Source organism: Paenibacillus sp. J45TS6 (assembly GCF_018403285.1).
GTDB lineage: Bacteria > Bacillota > Bacilli > Paenibacillales > Paenibacillaceae > Paenibacillus.
The window spans coordinates 1-16,271 of sequence record NZ_BOSJ01000015.1 but is presented as its reverse complement, the minus strand read 5'-3'; the positions used below and the strand labels follow the sequence as shown (position 1 = coordinate 16,271).

The window sequence follows — 16,271 nt, the reverse complement described above, 5'->3', positions numbered from 1 at the left end:
TATCCTCTAAATGAGATTCATTCTCAATAATTTTCTTTACTTTAAGGACGAGTTCTCATATAATTTATGTAACCAGGTTTCACGTGATGAAACATGAAAGGAGCATGGATCCCATGGAAGATCAGGATCGCAAATCAACTGTTCGAGCGGTCGAACGGGCACTGGACATTCTGCTCACTTTTACAGGTCAAACGGACCTTGGGCTAACCGAAATATCCAGCAAGATTGGATTACATAAAAGTACGGTGCATCGACTGTTGTCGACTCTGGAGGAGAGAGGGTTTGTTATCCGTAATCCCGCTACTGAGAAATATCGGCTAGGGATTCGGATATGGGAACTCGCTGCGCATATGTCGCAAAGTGATGATCCCGCCGTGTTGCTGCTCCCTGCAATGGAACAGCTGCGCGATAATCTAGGAGAGACCGTTAGTTTGTATCTAAGGGATGGCATTGAGCGTATTCGTGTTCAGGCTGTGCAAAGCAACCAGGCCATTCGCCGGGTTGCTCCTGTAGGAGTCAGACTTCCTTTATCTGTAGGTGCTTCGAGCAAAGTACTTGTCGCTTTTGCACCGATGGAAGAGCAGGAACAATTAATCAGGGAGTTTGATCCCCAGATTCCTTTTGACAAAGAAACTTATCTAGCACAGCTTCAAGAGATTAAAGCCTTGGGTTTTGCTACAAGTTATGAAGAAAGAGAGCCGGGAGCAGCCGCCGTTTCTGCCCCGATTTTTGACCGTAAAGGGAATGTGGCAGCAGCTTTATCCGTCTCGGGACCTGTCAGCAGATTATCTCAGGAGACGCTGCATGAATATGGACCTGTGCTTGTCAGAGCCGCTGCTCAGATGGGGCTTATGCTGAGATAACAACAGCTATTAAGCTGGAATATGTAAATATTAGGTTGTGTTTCTCGTTTTTATGAGATACCCTAATAGAGACCGTTCTTTACAAGGGCGGAAGTGATCTATCATTACAACGTAATAACAACTTACTAGGGGAGCCCGTAAGGCCGGGCTGAGATGGTGTCGCAAGATACCGGACTCTTTGCACCTGATCTGGATCATACCAGCGTAGGGAAGTAATTGGCGATAACATTAGGAGCTTATTCGATTCCATCTAACAGGTAGCTTATCTGATTTCAGAAGCCGTGTCATGACGCGACTTTCGAAATTCGCCTGTGTATAGATATGGAGAGAGTAGGAACAAACTATTGTATAGAAGCTGATTCCCCTAAGGGAGTCGGCTTTTTTTATTGTCGTACACTTCTTGCAGCAAAGGTTCATGTGATTCTTTTACAGGGGCGGTAAGCCACTTTGAAGGAGGATGAAGAAGATGAAATTGCAGCAACAAGGCAGTACCGAAAATAGTAAAGCAGAGGGCGTTACAGAAGGAATGGGGAGTGAATCGATGTACATTCCTTTTCCTGCAAGCCGTAAAGTGTACAAGACAGGATCCCGGCCTGATCTTGTTGTCCCGGAACGCGAAATAGAGCTCAGTCCCACACAAACTCCGCAAGGCGTAGAGATCAACGAACCTTTTCGTGTCTATGATACGAGCGGACCGATGGGGGATGCCGATTATGAAGCAGATATTACGAAAGGACTTCCTGCACTTCGGCATGAGTGGATATGGGAGCGCGGGGATGTAGAGTATTATGAGGGGCGGACCGTGAAACCGGAAGATAATGGACTGCGGTCAGAACGAAGTGTTCAGCAAGCAGCCGAAGTTTTTCCAGGAGAGACAAGCAGGCCGTTGCGAGCAAAATCGGGTCAGAATGTGACGCAGCTGCATTATGCCCGCCGGGGGATCATCACACCGGAGATGGAGTTTGCTGCTATTCGTGAAGGGCTCGAACCGGAATTTGTACGCGAAGAAATTGCTAGTGGACGAGCAATTCTGCCGTCTAATATTAATCACCCGGAAGCTGAGCCGATGATAATCGGAAGAAATTTCCTTGTGAAAATCAACGCAAACATTGGTAACTCCGCTGTTTCTTCTTCTATTAAGGAAGAGGTAGAGAAAATGACGTGGGCGGTACGCTGGGGAGCCGATACGGTGATGGATTTATCAACCGGTCGTAACATTCATACCACGCGGGAATGGATTATTCGTAATGCTCCTGTTCCCATTGGGACGGTGCCTTTATATCAGGCGCTCGAAAAAGTGAACGGAGAAGCAGATCAGCTGAGCTGGGAAGTGTACCGGGATACCTTGATTGAACAGGCAGAACAAGGTGTTGATTATTTTACGATCCATGCTGGGGTGCTGCTTAGGTATATTCCTATGACTGCCAAGCGAATGACAGGGATTGTGTCCCGAGGCGGTTCGATTATGGCAGCTTGGTGCTTAGCCCATCATAAGGAGAATTTTTTATATACTCATTTTGAAGAAATATGCGAGATTATGAAGACCTACGATGTTGCTTTCTCGCTGGGTGATGGACTGCGGCCAGGAAGTATCTATGATGCGAATGATGAGGCACAGATGGCGGAACTTGCTACGCTGGGGGAACTCACGCAAATCGCCTGGAAGCACGATATCCAGGTGATGATCGAGGGACCGGGTCATGTACCGATGCACAAGATTAAAGAAAATGTAGATCTGCAGATGGAAATTTGTAAGGAAGCTCCATTTTACACTTTGGGTCCTTTAACAACCGATATTGCACCGGGTTATGATCATATCACTTCTGCTATCGGTGCTGCGATGATCGGTTGGTTTGGTACTTCGATGCTTTGTTATGTTACGCCGAAAGAGCATCTCGGTCTGCCAGATAAGAATGATGTTCGTGAAGGAGTTATCGCCTATAAAATTGCTGCACATGCAGCGGATTTGGCGAAGGGTCATATAGGAGCACAGCGGCGTGATGATGCTTTATCCAAAGCGCGATTCGAATTCCGCTGGAGGGACCAATTCCATCTTTCGCTCGATCCAGAACGAGCGCTGTCTTATCATGATGAGACCTTGCCTGCCGAGGGGGCAAAGACGGCTCATTTTTGCTCAATGTGTGGACCGAAGTTCTGTAGTATGCGAATTACTCAGGATATCCGAAATCTTGCTGCTGAAAAGGGAGTAAGCGAGGCTGAGGCGGTTCATGCTGGAATGCAAGAGAAAGCAGCAGAGTACCGAGATAAGCGGTCCTTTGTATCGTCTTTTGATATAGATCCTTCTTAATAATAGAAAGTTATCCATTTCATGAAGCAGTACTCTCTATTGTATAAATCATGATAGGGGAGAACAAAATAGGGTATCCGAATGATCAGAAATGAAGGAGGCCCTATCCTATGTATTTTTACAAAGAAGATTTAATTAATATTATTGTACCAGACAAGCCCGATCCAGCAGCAGCTAAAGTGATTCAGGAAACGCTTGGCGGACAATTTGGTGAAATGCGTACGATGATGCAGTATTTCTTTCAGAGCAGTAATTTTCGGGGTAAAGCAACCCAGTATCGTGATTTGATTCGTGGTGTATTTCTTGAGGAAATCGCCCATGTGGAACTTGTTCAGCAAACCATTAATCAACTGCTGAGCGGAAGTGGAGAAGCAGTCCCTGGTAATGCTGGGGTAGATGGGGCACCGATTGATGAAGCTGTTCGTCATGCAAATCCTCACCATTATATTATGGGTGGACAAGGTTCACTACCTGTAGATGCAGGCGGGAATCCTTGGCTTGGAAGTTATGTATATAATCATGGGAATCTAACTGCTGATTTACTTAATAACGTGGTGCTAGAGTCTACTGGTGTTTTGCAAAAGACAAGGATCTATGAGATGAGTTCCAATAAAACATTCCGCGAAACCCTTGGATTTCTGATTGTAAGAGATAATGCGCATCAGAATGCTTTTGCCAAAGCACTGGAGACCCTGGGGGTAGACTGGGGAAAAATATTCCCCATCCCTAACTACGATATTAATAAGTATCCAGAGTGCAGAAAATATGTAGACCTGGGATACCATAATGCACAGTTTAATTTCCGATTGGATTCAACCCGGATTGGGGAGATTTTCACAGGGGAATCGCCAAGCCGAAATGGAGGGGAACTTCAAGTTACTGATCCGCCGGAAGGTTTCCCGGTACCTGAATTGCCAGAACAGCCTAATATGCATAGTCCAGGACTGTATGATCTGAACCATTAGTTAAAAAGTACTTACTGAGTATAGCAACAAAAAAACAAAGAAGCCGCAATCTCTTGCCAATAGGCAGGAAATTGCGGCTTCTTTTATAAGCTCAAAAGTGAAGGTTTAGACGGTTTGCTCGTCATTTTGCATCAGCTGACGAAGTACAGTTTGCAGAATACCGCCATTGTGGTAGTAATCTACATCCACCATACTGTCAAGACGTGCAATCACTGGGAAATCAAACTCGGTTCCATCTTCTCTAGTAGCAGTTACCGTCAGTTCTTGGCCTGGAGTGACATCATTACTGAGTCCAACGATATCAAACGTTTCACGACCGTTCAGACCTAGGCTTGACCATCCATAACCTTCTTTGAATTGAAGAGGGAGAACGCCCATACCTACGAGGTTACTGCGGTGAATCCGTTCAAAGCTTTCTGCGATAACAGCTTTCACGCCGAGCAGAAGGGTACCTTTTGCTGCCCAGTCACGGGAGCTTCCTGTACCGTATTCTTTACCTGCAAGCACGACTAAGTTTCTGCCTTTTTCTTGATACTTCATGGAAGCATCGTAGATGGACATTACTTCATCGGTTGGGAGGTAGGTGGTTACTCCGCCTTCTGTACCAGGTGCAACTTGGTTACGAATCCGAATGTTTGCGAAAGTACCGCGCATCATAACTTCGTGGTTACCACGGCGGGAACCATACGAGTTGAAGTCTTTACGCTCAACACCATGTTCTTTCAGGTACAATCCAGCAGGACTCGATGGAGAGATATTCCCTGCAGGAGAGATATGGTCCGTTGTAACGGAATCACCCAAGAGAGCTAGAACATTTGCATCACGGATATTTTGAATGTCATTCAGCTCGTCACCGAGACCTTCAAAGAACGGAGGATTCTGAATGTAAGTGGAGTTCTCATCCCACTCATACAGTTCGCCTTCTGGAATTTCAATGGCATTCCAGCGTTCGTTCGCTGTAAAGACATTAGCATATTTATTGCGGAACATGTCTCTGTTCAAGGAAACGTTAATTGCTTCTTGAATTTCCGCAGAAGAAGGCCAGATATCTTTCAGATATACAGGCTGATTATTTGTATCATAACCAATTGGATCGTTTTGAAGATCGATATTTACGGTTCCAGCCAGTGCGTATGCAACAACAAGTGGCGGAGAAGCCAGGTAGTTTGCTTTTACTTGAGCATGAACACGGCCCTCAAAGTTCCGGTTACCGGAAAGTACAGCTGCAACCGTGAGGTCGTTATCTGTAATTGCCTGGCTTACTTCATCAGGAAGTGGACCGGAGTTACCGATACATGTCGCACAGCCATAACCAGCAACATTAAATCCGAGTTTCTCAAGCGGCTCCAGAAGTCCTGCTTTTGTCAGATACTCTGTTACTACGAGAGAACCTGGAGTCAGAGAGCTCTTCACATAACCTGGTTTAGTAAGTCCGCGCTCTACTGCCTTTTTAGCAAGAAGTCCTGCACCGACCATTACGCTCGGGTTAGAAGTGTTCGTACAGCTCGTAATTGCCGCAATAACGACTGCTCCAGCAGAGAGTTCACTCTTAGAACCGTCCGGGTGAGTAATCGATACTTTCTCAGCGATCTTCTCATCGCTGAGTCCATAGCCGCCTTTATCTACGGGTGTACGTACAATGCCTTCCCAGTTCTCTTTCATTTTTGTCAGTTCAATACGGTCTTGCGGACGTTTAGGTCCTGCAAGGCTTGGTACAACAGACGCTAGATCGAGTTCAATGGTATCCGAGAAAACAGGGTCTTCTGTATGATTCGTACGGAACATGCCTTGAGCTTTGTAATATGCTTCAACCAGCTCAATTTGCTCTTCCGGACGACCTGTATTACGAAGATAGTTCAATGTTTCTGTGTCAACAGGGAAGTATCCTACGGTTGCGCCGTACTCAGGAGCCATGTTTGCTACCGTTGCACGGTCAGCAAGGCTGATGTTAGAGAGTCCAGGACCATAGAACTCGACGAATTTACCGACAACGCCTTTTTTACGAAGCATTTCTGTAACGGTAAGTGCAAGGTCTGTTGCTGTTGCACCTTCAGCGAGGCTGCCGGTAAGTTTGAATCCAATAACTTCAGGAGTTACAAAATATAGCGGCTGTCCGAGCATTCCAGCTTCTGCTTCAATACCGCCAACGCCCCAGCCAACAACGCCAAGACCATTAATCATCGTGGTATGGGAGTCTGTACCAACGAGGGAATCCGGGAATACTACTGTTTCACCGTCAATCACTTTGGTAGCGGCCACAGAAGCGAGATATTCAAGGTTAACTTGGTGAACGATCCCTGTGGAAGGCGGAACGGCACGGAAGTTATCAAATGCCGTTTGCGCCCAGCGCAAGAAGCGATAACGTTCTTCGTTACGTTCAAATTCCACTTTAATATTATAATCCAGCGCATCGTTTGTTCCGTAAGCATCAACCATAACCGAGTGGTCGATAACGAGGTCAACAGGGACAAGCGGATTGATTTTTTTAGGGTCGCCGCCTGCTTTTTTCACCGTATCACGCATCGCAGCGAGATCGACAACAACCGGTACACCGGTGAAATCTTGCAATACAATACGTGCAGGAATAAATGGAATTTCTTTATTGTTATCTTTGCCTTCAGCCCAGCCTGTAAGCTGGCTTACGTGTTCTTCTGTAATTGCGCGGCCATCGAACTGACGAACGGCAGCTTCTAGTAATACTTTAATAGAGAAGGGAAGTTTAGAGATATCGCCATGACCTTGATCTTGCAAAGACTTGAGGCTGTAGTAACGGTACGTTTTGCCCCCGACTTCAAGCGAACTTGCAGCAGAGAAATGGTTCTTTTGAGACATGCATGTACCTCCTAATTGATAGTATTCGGATGAGTTCATTTCCACAGGTCCATCGTCGTTTGTTTCACTGTACGAAACGCTATTTCAAAAACGAACTTTTGAGTTTAGTATACCGTTTTCAAACTTGTTCGTAAAGGGTTTTTTCAGGGTTGATGTGCTCAGGACCCGTACATACCCTGGGATACTTTGTCATATAGATGAAAGAAAAGGGAGCTTGGAACGTTGGCAATGGCTAGGGGCATGGGAAAGGGGAGAAAAAGGCGTGGAACGTGAATGGAATCATGCGTTATACACCTATGTTAATGATTACAATGCTTGCGAAATCAGCTGTAAACCACATCATGAGCCGTTGATTGCAGATGTGGCGATACTCGAGAAGAGGGCGGAGCGGCTCCTTTTGTTAGAGCAGTGGTATCATGAACGTGAATCTCATCCTGTCCGAAGCGAGACGCGGGCCAAACTGCTTCAGGTACTATCAAATGAGCCATACCAAGGAGTTGTCGATGTACAGCTCTATCGTCGCCTTTATTATATGAAGTCAGGTATTACCCATAGGGAGGATCGGATTGAAAAAGAGCGGCTTACTTTTTACAAACAACAAGGCCGCTGGGGCATTTCGAGTATTGTTCATGATGTCCCTGAACGTAAACCAATTATTCTAGGAGATTCAATGAGCGATGAGAATAGCTTCGCCTTAAACAAACCGCTTTTAAATAGAGAATTATTATATCCCGGCATTCCGGCAAGGCCTTCTCGTTATCGCAGAGAGGATGCGGTAGCCTATGCAGACAGGTGGTGGGATTCGGGTAATCCCGAGTTCGAGGAATTTGATGTGAACTGCACCAATTATATCTCTCAATGTCTCTTTGCAGGGGGAGCGCCGATCAACTATACTGGTAGGAGAGAGTCAGGCTGGTGGTATAGAGGTTACGTAGGTGGAAGAGAATTATGGAGCTTTAGCTGGGCCGTTTCTCATAGTTTGCAGAATTACTTAGCTCATGCTCGTACGGGTCTTACTGCAACCCTTGTTGACAGTCCGAGTGAACTTCAGCTCGGGGATGTTATTTTTTATGATTGGGATGGTGATGGTAGATACCAGCACAGCACCATAGTGACAGGGTTTGATGCGGGAGGAATGCCGCTCGTGAATGCAAACACAGTCAGCAGCCGGCATCGCTACTGGGACTATAAGGATTCTTATGCTTGGACAACTGCGACCAGATACCGTTTTTTTCATATCTCTGATACGCTAGGAACATAATACGGAACGATCATCATCCTTGATGAATATACTGCTGGCATAGATACGGTGGGCCTTGGCGGATACGATATCTTCTTAACGAATGTTTAACTTTCTCCAAGACCTATCCGTTTAATAGAAACCGGAGGTAAGGCATGGTACAGAATAAAATGACCGTAGGTATTGTATACGGTGGTAAATCAGGGGAACACGAAGTATCCCTGCAGACTGCATTTGCTGTGACAAGTGCTTTTGATTATGACAAATACGAGCTCGTTCCTTTTTATATCTCGAAGCAGGGGACATGGGCAAAAGGAAATATGCTTACAGCTCCGCCTGCAAGCGTAGATGCACTAAAACTTAAGGGTAATCCCGAGGATACTCGAGATGCACTGAATACGTTATTCAGCCGTCTATACGGCGGCGAGAGTGAAATCGATGTTATGTTTCCGCTCTTGCATGGCACGTATGGTGAAGATGGTACAATTCAAGGACTTTTCGAAATGGCTGATATGCCATACGTAGGTGCAGGCGTACTGCCATCTGCTGCCGGCATGGATAAAGTAACGATGAAGAAGTTATTTGCACAGGCGGGTATTGAGCAGTGTGAGTATGCTTACTTTAATCATATTCAGTGGAAACGTTCAAGCGATGAACTCATTGTGAATATGGAAGGCCAGCTTGGATACCCAATGTTCGTTAAACCGGCGAATCTTGGCTCAAGTGTAGGTATTTCTAAAGCACGCAATCGGGAAGAACTGATCGAAGCAGTTGATTATGCTCTTCGCTATGATATCAAAGTCATCGTAGAAGAGTTCGTCGATGCAAGAGAAGTGGAAGTCAGCGTACTTGGTAATGAAGAAGCAATTGCTTCCGTTCCGGGCGAGATCGTATCTTCCAGCGATTATTATGATTATGCAGCGAAGTACACGGATGGACAATCCGAAATGCTGATCCCGGCTCCTCTTGATGAAGAGAAAGCAGATCAAGTTCGCGAAGCAGCACTGAGTGCATTCCGGGCGATTGAAGGAAACGGGATTACTCGTGCAGACTTCTTCGTTCGCCGTTCGGATGGAAAGATTCTTATCAATGAAGTGAATACAATGCCTGGATTTACCCCATTCAGTATGTATCCACTGTTGTGGCGGGAAACAGGTATATCCTATAAGGCGCTTCTTGATCGTATGATCGAGCTTGCCTTGGAACGTTATGAACTGAAACAAGCATTGCAATACGAAAATAATAAATAAGATGTAAGCGAGAAGGGGAGCGATGACTTCCCCTTTTTGCTATAACGAAAAAGGAAATAAGAGAATGGAAGGGGAGGACAAGTCATGGGATTTCAGACCGAGTTTAATTCAGTATGTAAGTTTAAAAGTGAACAAGAGCTGTACGAGCTTCTAGAATACGGAAGAGGTAAAATGGTGAAACAGGGCTTGCGCGTCTTTCCTACAGGGCAAAAAGTAATTGCGTATACCCCAGATAACGTGGCGATCGCGATAGTGAAAATTGTAGGCTGCATCGCAGAAATTAACTTTCAGAATCAAGAAGTGACCGAGGTTGAGATGATTCTCGAGCGTAAGCTTACAGAAGAAGAGTCACGAATTCAGACAAAGCTTGCTTATGAAATGTTCTTTGGAGAACAAACGAAGAGCTGAAGCAGAAGGAACAGGGTTTTAACAAGTCTCTTACGGGTATAATCTGTACTATTAAGGTTACTGTGAGAGGAAGGACTCATCCTATGATCGTACGCTTCGGTTATGTAGCTATGTCTGTCCTTGTAAACAATGCTTCTCCATCGAAGACGATGACAATGGCTAGTTTTAATAAAATGGGAGATCGAGAGGCAGCCATTCGCAAACTTGAGCGTATCGCTGCCGAAAATTTACATAACACATTAAGATTACTTAGGCACAACCTCGCTCATCAGATTTGGGTATACCGTTTTTCTTCGAAACTGATCCCGCTGGCCACACATGCAGATTTGCAGGACTGGAACCCGTTTGAAGCGCTAACCCCATCCTTTCGGGAGGTAGGCGATTTTGTGAAAAAGCACAAGATGAGAGTATCCTTTCATCCGGATCATTTTACGGTGCTTAGTACACCGCGTGAGGACGTTTTGGCAAGTTCGATCCGTGATCTGCAGCATCACAAATCTATGCTGGGTGCCATGGGGCTGAATGCTACGGCGAAGAACAATATACATATCGGCGGAGCCTATGGTAATAAACAGCGCTCGGCTGAACGTTTTATAGAGAATTTTAGTGCCTTGGCATCCGATATCAAGGAAAGAATGACACTGGAGAATGATGATAAGACATTTAACGCGGTGGAGACTCTTGAGGTTTGCAAGAAAACAGGTCTTCCCATGGTTTTAGATATTCACCACCAGTGGGTAAATAATGATGGAGAGAAACCTTGGGAGTTGTGGGAAGAGATTCAGGCTACCTGGACCACTCCTTTCGCTCAGGCTGATACTCTACCAGAGACTCCTTTAGCTCCTAAAGTCCATATTTCGAGTCCTAAGAATGAAAAAGACATCCGTAGTCATGCAGATGGAGTGGAGCTGGAACCACTGCTTACTTTTTTAAGAGAGATTGCGAAGGATACGCCGTTTCTTGATGTGATGATTGAAGCAAAACGTAAGGACGAAGCGTTATTTGCGCTTATGGATGCATTTAAGACTTTAACGGGGGAAGGTATCGAAATTCTAGATGGAGCTACCATTCGTGTAACGCCCTGATCCCAATTCGTACAATTTTGTGAATCAGGACTTTTGTGGGTAACCGATATGCTCCTGAAACGTTACTATAGTAAGCAAGAGTAAGCAAATTGAATATTTTCTAACATGGTGTTCTCTTAGAAATGAGGAAAGTAGTGTGATTGTTTTGAATGAAAATCAGAAGACTCCTTATGTAGTTTCAAGTAAGAGTTATACAGCTGTTGCTATTAATGCTGCTGCGAAAACAGGGGAATGGATTAAGAGCAAAGTCGGTTCCAATCTGAAGATGTCGACAAAATATTCCGAGCAGGACCTTGTTACGGAAGTGGATAAAGGGGCGGAGCAAATGATCCGCCGATTAATTCTGACTCATTTTCCGGACCATGCTATTCTTGGTGAAGAAGGCGTAGAGCCGGGCCCGGATGCTTCTAATCTTGCTTTGCAAGCGGTAAAAGATGAGGAGTTTCTATGGATTGTAGATCCGGTAGACGGAACAACGAACTTTGTTCATGGATTTCCATTTTTCTCCGTATCCATTGCGCTCGCACATCACGGAGAGATCATTGTAGGCGTGATCTATGACCCCATCCGAGACGAGTTGTTTGTAGCTGAAAAAGGAAAAGGGGCTTATGTACATGGAAACCGTATGCAAGTCTCTTTAGAAGAGCACCTTTCCGATGGACTTATAGCCGTCGGTTTTCCGCCGGACCCAAGCTTTGCCTTGCCTACGAATATGGCAGCAGTGCAGGCTCTGGCTCCCAAAGTCCGTAATTTACGAGCAGGCGGATCTGCCGCACTGCATCTTGCCTATGTTGCGGCAGGCAGACTGAGCGGATATACAGAGATTGGACTTAACCCATGGGATATCGCAGCAGGTGCCTTACTCGTTCAGGAGTCAGGTGGTATGGTAACAAGCGCAGCAGGGCATCCTTATGATCTGTCGGTGCGCCATGTTACAGCAAGTAATGGAAAGCTGCATCACGAACTGATTACTGTCCTGAAAGAAGCGAAAGCCACAGGTATCGCAGAAGACAAGTGAAGGAGGAATGCAGATATGCCAGATTCACATGAACTTGAGAAAAAGCTGAGCGATATGCTTACGGACGGTGAACCGGATTATGGAGATCCTGAGAAAAGAGAGCGGGAACAGGTCTCTCCTAAATACGAGATCCGAATTCAGACAGAGCTGGATCCGATCGTAGAAGAAACGTTAAAATATCGCAGTATGGCTAAAGAAGTAGACGATCGTTATGACGCCTATATGGAAAAAACCAAGCATTCTTCCACCAACAAACCTTTGGCTGAAAAGAAAGATTCAGAAACAGAAAAATAAAGAAGTGCTTAACAAATTCAGAAGAAGTTCTCTCTTAAGGTGAAGAGAGAACTTCTTTTTTATTTGTACCCGTAGTCCTGCATAGGTGGTAAAATAAGGAATTATAAAAAGGGGGCGACATATCATCTATGTTGAAGTGGACTAGCATTAAAAATAAGGTGCGGACATGTTCTGTATCGCTTATCGCGATTGGATTCCTTTTAGGAACAGGACCATTGTCTGCACAGGCACAGGAAATAACGAAGGAATATCGCATTGTAACGCTGGGAGATTCCATTACTGTCGGTTTTGAGCCGGGAATGGAAGATTTTAAAACAAGTCCTTATGGTTACGTTGAACGACTGGAAGAGCAAGCCCTGCTGCATGGACGTACCAAAGTTAGTAACTACGGCATCGCGGGACTGAAAACATCAGGCCTTCTTCAGTTTACAGATGCGATTGCTAAGGGAGAGAAGAAATCTTCTGAAGCGATTCAGGAAGCATTGCCTGACCCAAGGGTTGGAGATTTTACAGATCAGATAAAGCAGATTCAGACCGAAGTTACCGAAGCGGATGTCATCGCTATTACGATCGGCGGAAATGATGTATCGGAGTTACTGGTTACAGGGGAAAGTCTCACAGATGCTCAGCTGAGTGAGCGAGTAAAGGAACTGCTGAGTCGTTATTCGGAGCAGGTAACCGCTTCAGTAAATGATCTGCATGCCTTAAACGAAGATGCTCTCTTTGTGATTGCAGATCAGTATCAGCCCCTCCCCAAAGTGGGCAATGAAGCTCTATACAACAAGCTGATGGGTGCAGCCGCTTTATTTACAGATACGGTGGATACGGTGGCAGCCCAGCTGAACGAACAGGGAGTTCGTATAAAAGTCGCTCATGTGGCGAAGGAGTTTGTGGGAGGAGAGGGAACGATGACCCATATGATCAGGCATCGTGACTTTCATCCCAATCAATATGGATATGAAGCCATCGCTGAGGTATTCGCTAAAGTGATCTGGGGAGATTATGTAAAGCTTCAGATACCTGATCGGGAGGAGCCGATGAATATTTTCGTGAGCGGTAAGCAGCTTGCTACTCCTTATAAACCTGTTCTTAAAAATAATCAGAACTATATTGCGATTCAGGATATTGTAGAAGCCGTATCCGCAGAATCCAAATGGGATAATCAGACGAAATCTACGAAAATCACATATGGTACGAAAACGGTAGAAATTAAAATGGGATCAAAGACCGTACTTGTGAATGATCAATCGATTCCAGTTGCAACACCAGCCTTCTTACAAAAAGTCGGTAAAGAATCCAAAACCTATGTGCCTCTTGCCCTAGTTGCAGAAAATCTTGGTTTTGATGTCCAGTATCAGTCCAAATTAAAAACGGTCTTTATCAATCCTTAAATTTTAGCGTGGTAGTATTGAAGGAAGGTTATCTCTGAGTGGTTACCCCTGGGGGTAACCTTTTTTCACTTTCATCAAATCCAAACTGTACAATATACAGGAATTGGGTTTATAATCAAAATAAAGAAATTCAAAGAACAACACAGATTTAAATGTGGTAAGTTGTTATTTTTCCAAATGCAAAACAGATGGAGGAGGTAATTAAGTTTCTTTTTTTGTTTACAATTTAAAACGCTTACAATTTATTTTAGGTAGATAATTAATGTTTGGCTTCATCAGAAGGGCAGCAGAGAATGTTTGTACACTAATGTACTGTTCCTTAAAAGGAGGCGCGTTTGTACATGAACGATTTACTGCAAATGGAACATATGAGTCAAGGATCAGCCTATTCATTACTAGATACGTCTTTACCTCTCTCAAAAGAAAAAAATATGGAAGCAGTCAGTAGACAGTCGATGATCGTCTATCAGCTTTTGGAACTTGTTCATCGTCATTATGCAGATTCGGACATTTCATTAAATACCATTGCTAGACATAAGCTGTATATGAATCCGGACTATTTAGGAAAAGTATTTAAGAGAATTACAGGAATCGGCTTCTCTCAATATCTCAATCAATATCGGATACAGCAGGCATGCAGTTACATGCGGCACAAAGATCAGGATGCGAAAATTTTTGAACTTGCAGAGTCATTTGGCTTTGGAAGGAATCCGCAGTATTTCAGTCAAGTGTTTAAAAAGTGGACAGGGGTTACTCCCTCGGATTATCGAAGCAGAGCGAGATGAAGGTTATAAGATGAAGGAGATGAGGTCACTTCATGATTCATTATAAATTTGATTTTGGACCTGGAACGGCAGCAGAAGGCTATACTGGGGTTCTTCCGGATACGCTGTATCATGCGGAACTTGGTTATGGATTTGAATCCATAGACCGAGTGTATGGGAGAGATCGTTCACAGGAGCAAACGGATCTTGCTTCATCTAAGAAGGCTTCTACTATTAAAAAAACACTTCAAGACCGTTTTTGCATTCCGCTTCATGCGGCTTTTATCCTCGATGTTCCGCCCGGTACATATCGTGTTCATACGTTAATGGGCGACAACAATACCGAATCGATTACTGAGATTCGGGCAGGTGAAGGCAGACTCATGATGCCGCCTGTTCATACCCAGCCTGGGCAATGGATTGAAGAAAAATTCAGTGTTGTTGTTCGTGAAGGTGAACCGTTACGACTTTCTTTTTCCGGTCCTGCTCCGAGGATTAATGCACTCGAAGTAATGGAAGCGAATGAGACGCTTACCGTTTATATTGCTGGGGATTCTACGGTATGTGATCAGCCTGCATCAGGCTATCCCTATGCGGGATGGGGGCAGATGTTGCCATCCTTTTTCAAACATGATGTGGCGGTAGATAATCATGCACATTCGGGACGCAGTACGAAAAGTTTCATCGAAGAGGGACGGCTGGATGGGATACTAACTAACATCAAAGCCGGAGATTTTCTCTTTATTCAGTTTGGTCATAATGATGAGAAATCAGATGTACTAAGAGGAACGAAGCCGTTTACAACCTATCAGGAATATCTGAGTAAATATACTCTGGCAGCTCGAGAGCGCGAAGCTCATCCGGTTCTGATTACTCCTGTACAGCGCAGATACTTTAACGAAGATGGAACCCTCATGGACACACATGGGGATTATATTGTTGCTATGAAAGAACTCGCAGAAAAGGAGAATGTTCCTTTGATTGATCTCGCTGCTCGCAGCAAGATCGTATTTGAACAAGCTGGGGTGGAAGGCAGTAAACTCGATTTCTTGTGGGCTTGGCCTGGCGAATATATTCATTTTCCTGCTGGAGTAGAAGATAATACACATTTCTCGCAGTACGGGGCAAAAAGAATGGCTAGAATTGTAGCCGCCTCTATAGCTGAACTCGCAATTCATCCGCTGACTATGTTTTTGCGTTCACCGGAAGCTTTGAGAGACAGGTAATAGCGGAAATAAACCTATTTGAAGGGAGATACGAGGATGAGTTCAATTAGACCGGAAGCCGCAAAAGGTAACACCGTATGGGTAATTCCAGATGGATACATTCCTCCGCAGAGCAGCGGTGCGCTTGAAAGTCATGAAAGTATTTGTGTCCTAAATATAGGAAGACAAGATGCGAATCTACGGATTACTGTCTTTTTTGAAGATCGCGATCCGCTCGAGTGTAATGTGATTAGGGTATCTGCAAGGCGAACTTCTCACATCAGGACGGCCAGCCTTCAGGCGGATGGGGAGTTTATACCGCTTGGTGTGCCTTATGCACTTATTGTGGAAAGTGATATTCCCATTATTGTTCAGTACAGCAGGCTTGATACATCTCAGCCTGAACTGGCACTCATGAGTGTAATGGCTTATCCCGTATAGGGGGTAAGAATGAATCAAGGTTTCTGTTTTTGTTTCTCTAAGACGAATACTTTATCATACGAAAAAGAACCGCCCTCCAGTGAAGTGACCCCTAAATGTTAGACACGGTTATTTCATTAGGCAGCTTGGGTAAAACGAGTTCGGTACTGTACCGGACTCGTTTTTAATTTTGCCTTCAATCGTTTTGTGTTGTAGTAGTTCATATAT

At 44.8% G+C, this 16,271-nt stretch carries 15 protein-coding genes and 1 riboswitch; of the genes, 13 read left to right on the top strand and 2 right to left on the bottom strand.

Annotated elements, in window-relative coordinates:
- The first annotated feature begins 113 nt into the window (after positions 1 to 113).
- The 3 genes from KJS58_RS18875 to KJS58_RS18865 all read left to right on the top strand — a co-directional run bounded on the left by KJS58_RS18875 (position 114) and on the right by KJS58_RS18865 (position 4,136).
- Positions 114 to 863: an IclR family transcriptional regulator gene (locus tag KJS58_RS18875; RefSeq protein ID WP_213534815.1), complete on the top strand. Its 750-nt coding sequence runs from the start codon at positions 114 to 116 to the stop codon at positions 861 to 863.
- A 117-nt stretch (positions 864 to 980) separates the two neighbouring features.
- A riboswitch (TPP riboswitch) is annotated at positions 981 to 1,091 on the top strand.
- Between the two features lie 298 nt (positions 1,092 to 1,389).
- On the top strand, positions 1,390 to 3,171 hold the full coding sequence (thiC, locus tag KJS58_RS18870; protein ID WP_213534983.1) for a phosphomethylpyrimidine synthase ThiC: 1,782 nt from the start codon (positions 1,390 to 1,392) through the stop codon (positions 3,169 to 3,171).
- 110 nt (positions 3,172 to 3,281) lie between these two features.
- A complete protein-coding gene (locus KJS58_RS18865) occupies positions 3,282 to 4,136 on the top strand; it encodes a manganese catalase family protein (RefSeq protein ID WP_213534813.1) in 855 nt (284 codons plus the stop codon).
- A gap of 105 nt (positions 4,137 to 4,241) precedes the next feature.
- On the opposite strand, the gene acnA is transcribed toward KJS58_RS18865, so the two are convergent.
- A complete protein-coding gene (gene acnA, locus KJS58_RS18860; protein ID WP_213534811.1) occupies positions 4,242 to 6,968 on the bottom strand; it encodes an aconitate hydratase AcnA in 2,727 nt (908 codons plus the stop codon).
- 214 nt (positions 6,969 to 7,182) lie between these two features.
- Here acnA and KJS58_RS18855 point away from each other — a divergent pair, with 214 nt between their 5' ends.
- The 10 genes from KJS58_RS18855 to KJS58_RS18810 all read left to right on the top strand — a co-directional run bounded on the left by KJS58_RS18855 (position 7,183) and on the right by KJS58_RS18810 (position 16,064).
- Entirely contained in the window at positions 7,183 to 8,229 is a 1,047-nt protein-coding gene (locus KJS58_RS18855) for an amidase domain-containing protein (RefSeq protein ID WP_249717631.1), read from the top strand.
- Positions 8,230 to 8,363: 134 nt separating this feature from the next.
- Entirely contained in the window at positions 8,364 to 9,458 is a 1,095-nt protein-coding gene (locus KJS58_RS18850; protein ID WP_191800274.1) for a D-alanine--D-alanine ligase, read from the top strand.
- A gap of 84 nt (positions 9,459 to 9,542) precedes the next feature.
- Positions 9,543 to 9,866 carry a hypothetical protein gene (locus KJS58_RS18845; RefSeq protein WP_213534809.1) on the top strand — a complete coding sequence of 108 codons (324 nt, stop codon included), beginning with the start codon at positions 9,543 to 9,545 and terminating at the stop codon, positions 9,864 to 9,866.
- 83 nt (positions 9,867 to 9,949) lie between these two features.
- Entirely contained in the window at positions 9,950 to 10,951 is a 1,002-nt protein-coding gene (uvsE, locus tag KJS58_RS18840) for a UV DNA damage repair endonuclease UvsE (protein WP_213534808.1), read from the top strand.
- Positions 10,952 to 11,096: 145 nt separating this feature from the next.
- Positions 11,097 to 11,969, top strand: a complete 873-nt coding sequence (locus tag KJS58_RS18835; protein ID WP_213534980.1) for an inositol monophosphatase family protein — start codon at positions 11,097 to 11,099, stop codon at positions 11,967 to 11,969.
- A gap of 15 nt (positions 11,970 to 11,984) precedes the next feature.
- Positions 11,985 to 12,263: a hypothetical protein gene (locus KJS58_RS18830; protein ID WP_213534806.1), complete on the top strand. Its 279-nt coding sequence runs from the start codon at positions 11,985 to 11,987 to the stop codon at positions 12,261 to 12,263.
- 128 nt (positions 12,264 to 12,391) lie between these two features.
- Positions 12,392 to 13,654 (top strand): SGNH/GDSL hydrolase family protein, encoded by a 1,263-nt coding sequence (locus KJS58_RS18825; protein ID WP_213534804.1) that lies wholly within the window; start codon positions 12,392 to 12,394, stop codon positions 13,652 to 13,654.
- 341 nt (positions 13,655 to 13,995) lie between these two features.
- The gene (locus KJS58_RS18820) at positions 13,996 to 14,439 is read left to right on the top strand and encodes a helix-turn-helix transcriptional regulator (protein ID WP_213534802.1); all 444 of its coding nucleotides are present in this window, start codon (positions 13,996 to 13,998) and stop codon (positions 14,437 to 14,439) included.
- Positions 14,440 to 14,471: 32 nt separating this feature from the next.
- Positions 14,472 to 15,644 (top strand): rhamnogalacturonan acetylesterase, encoded by a 1,173-nt coding sequence (locus KJS58_RS18815; protein WP_213534800.1) that lies wholly within the window; start codon positions 14,472 to 14,474, stop codon positions 15,642 to 15,644.
- 36 nt (positions 15,645 to 15,680) lie between these two features.
- Positions 15,681 to 16,064, top strand: coding sequence for a sensory rhodopsin transducer (locus tag KJS58_RS18810; protein WP_213534798.1), 384 nt, complete (start codon positions 15,681 to 15,683; stop codon positions 16,062 to 16,064).
- Between the two features lie 116 nt (positions 16,065 to 16,180).
- Here KJS58_RS18810 and KJS58_RS18805 read toward each other — a convergent pair.
- Positions 16,181 to 16,271: IS3 family transposase (locus KJS58_RS18805; protein WP_213531749.1), on the bottom strand; the 91-nt coding region annotated here is incomplete at its 5' end.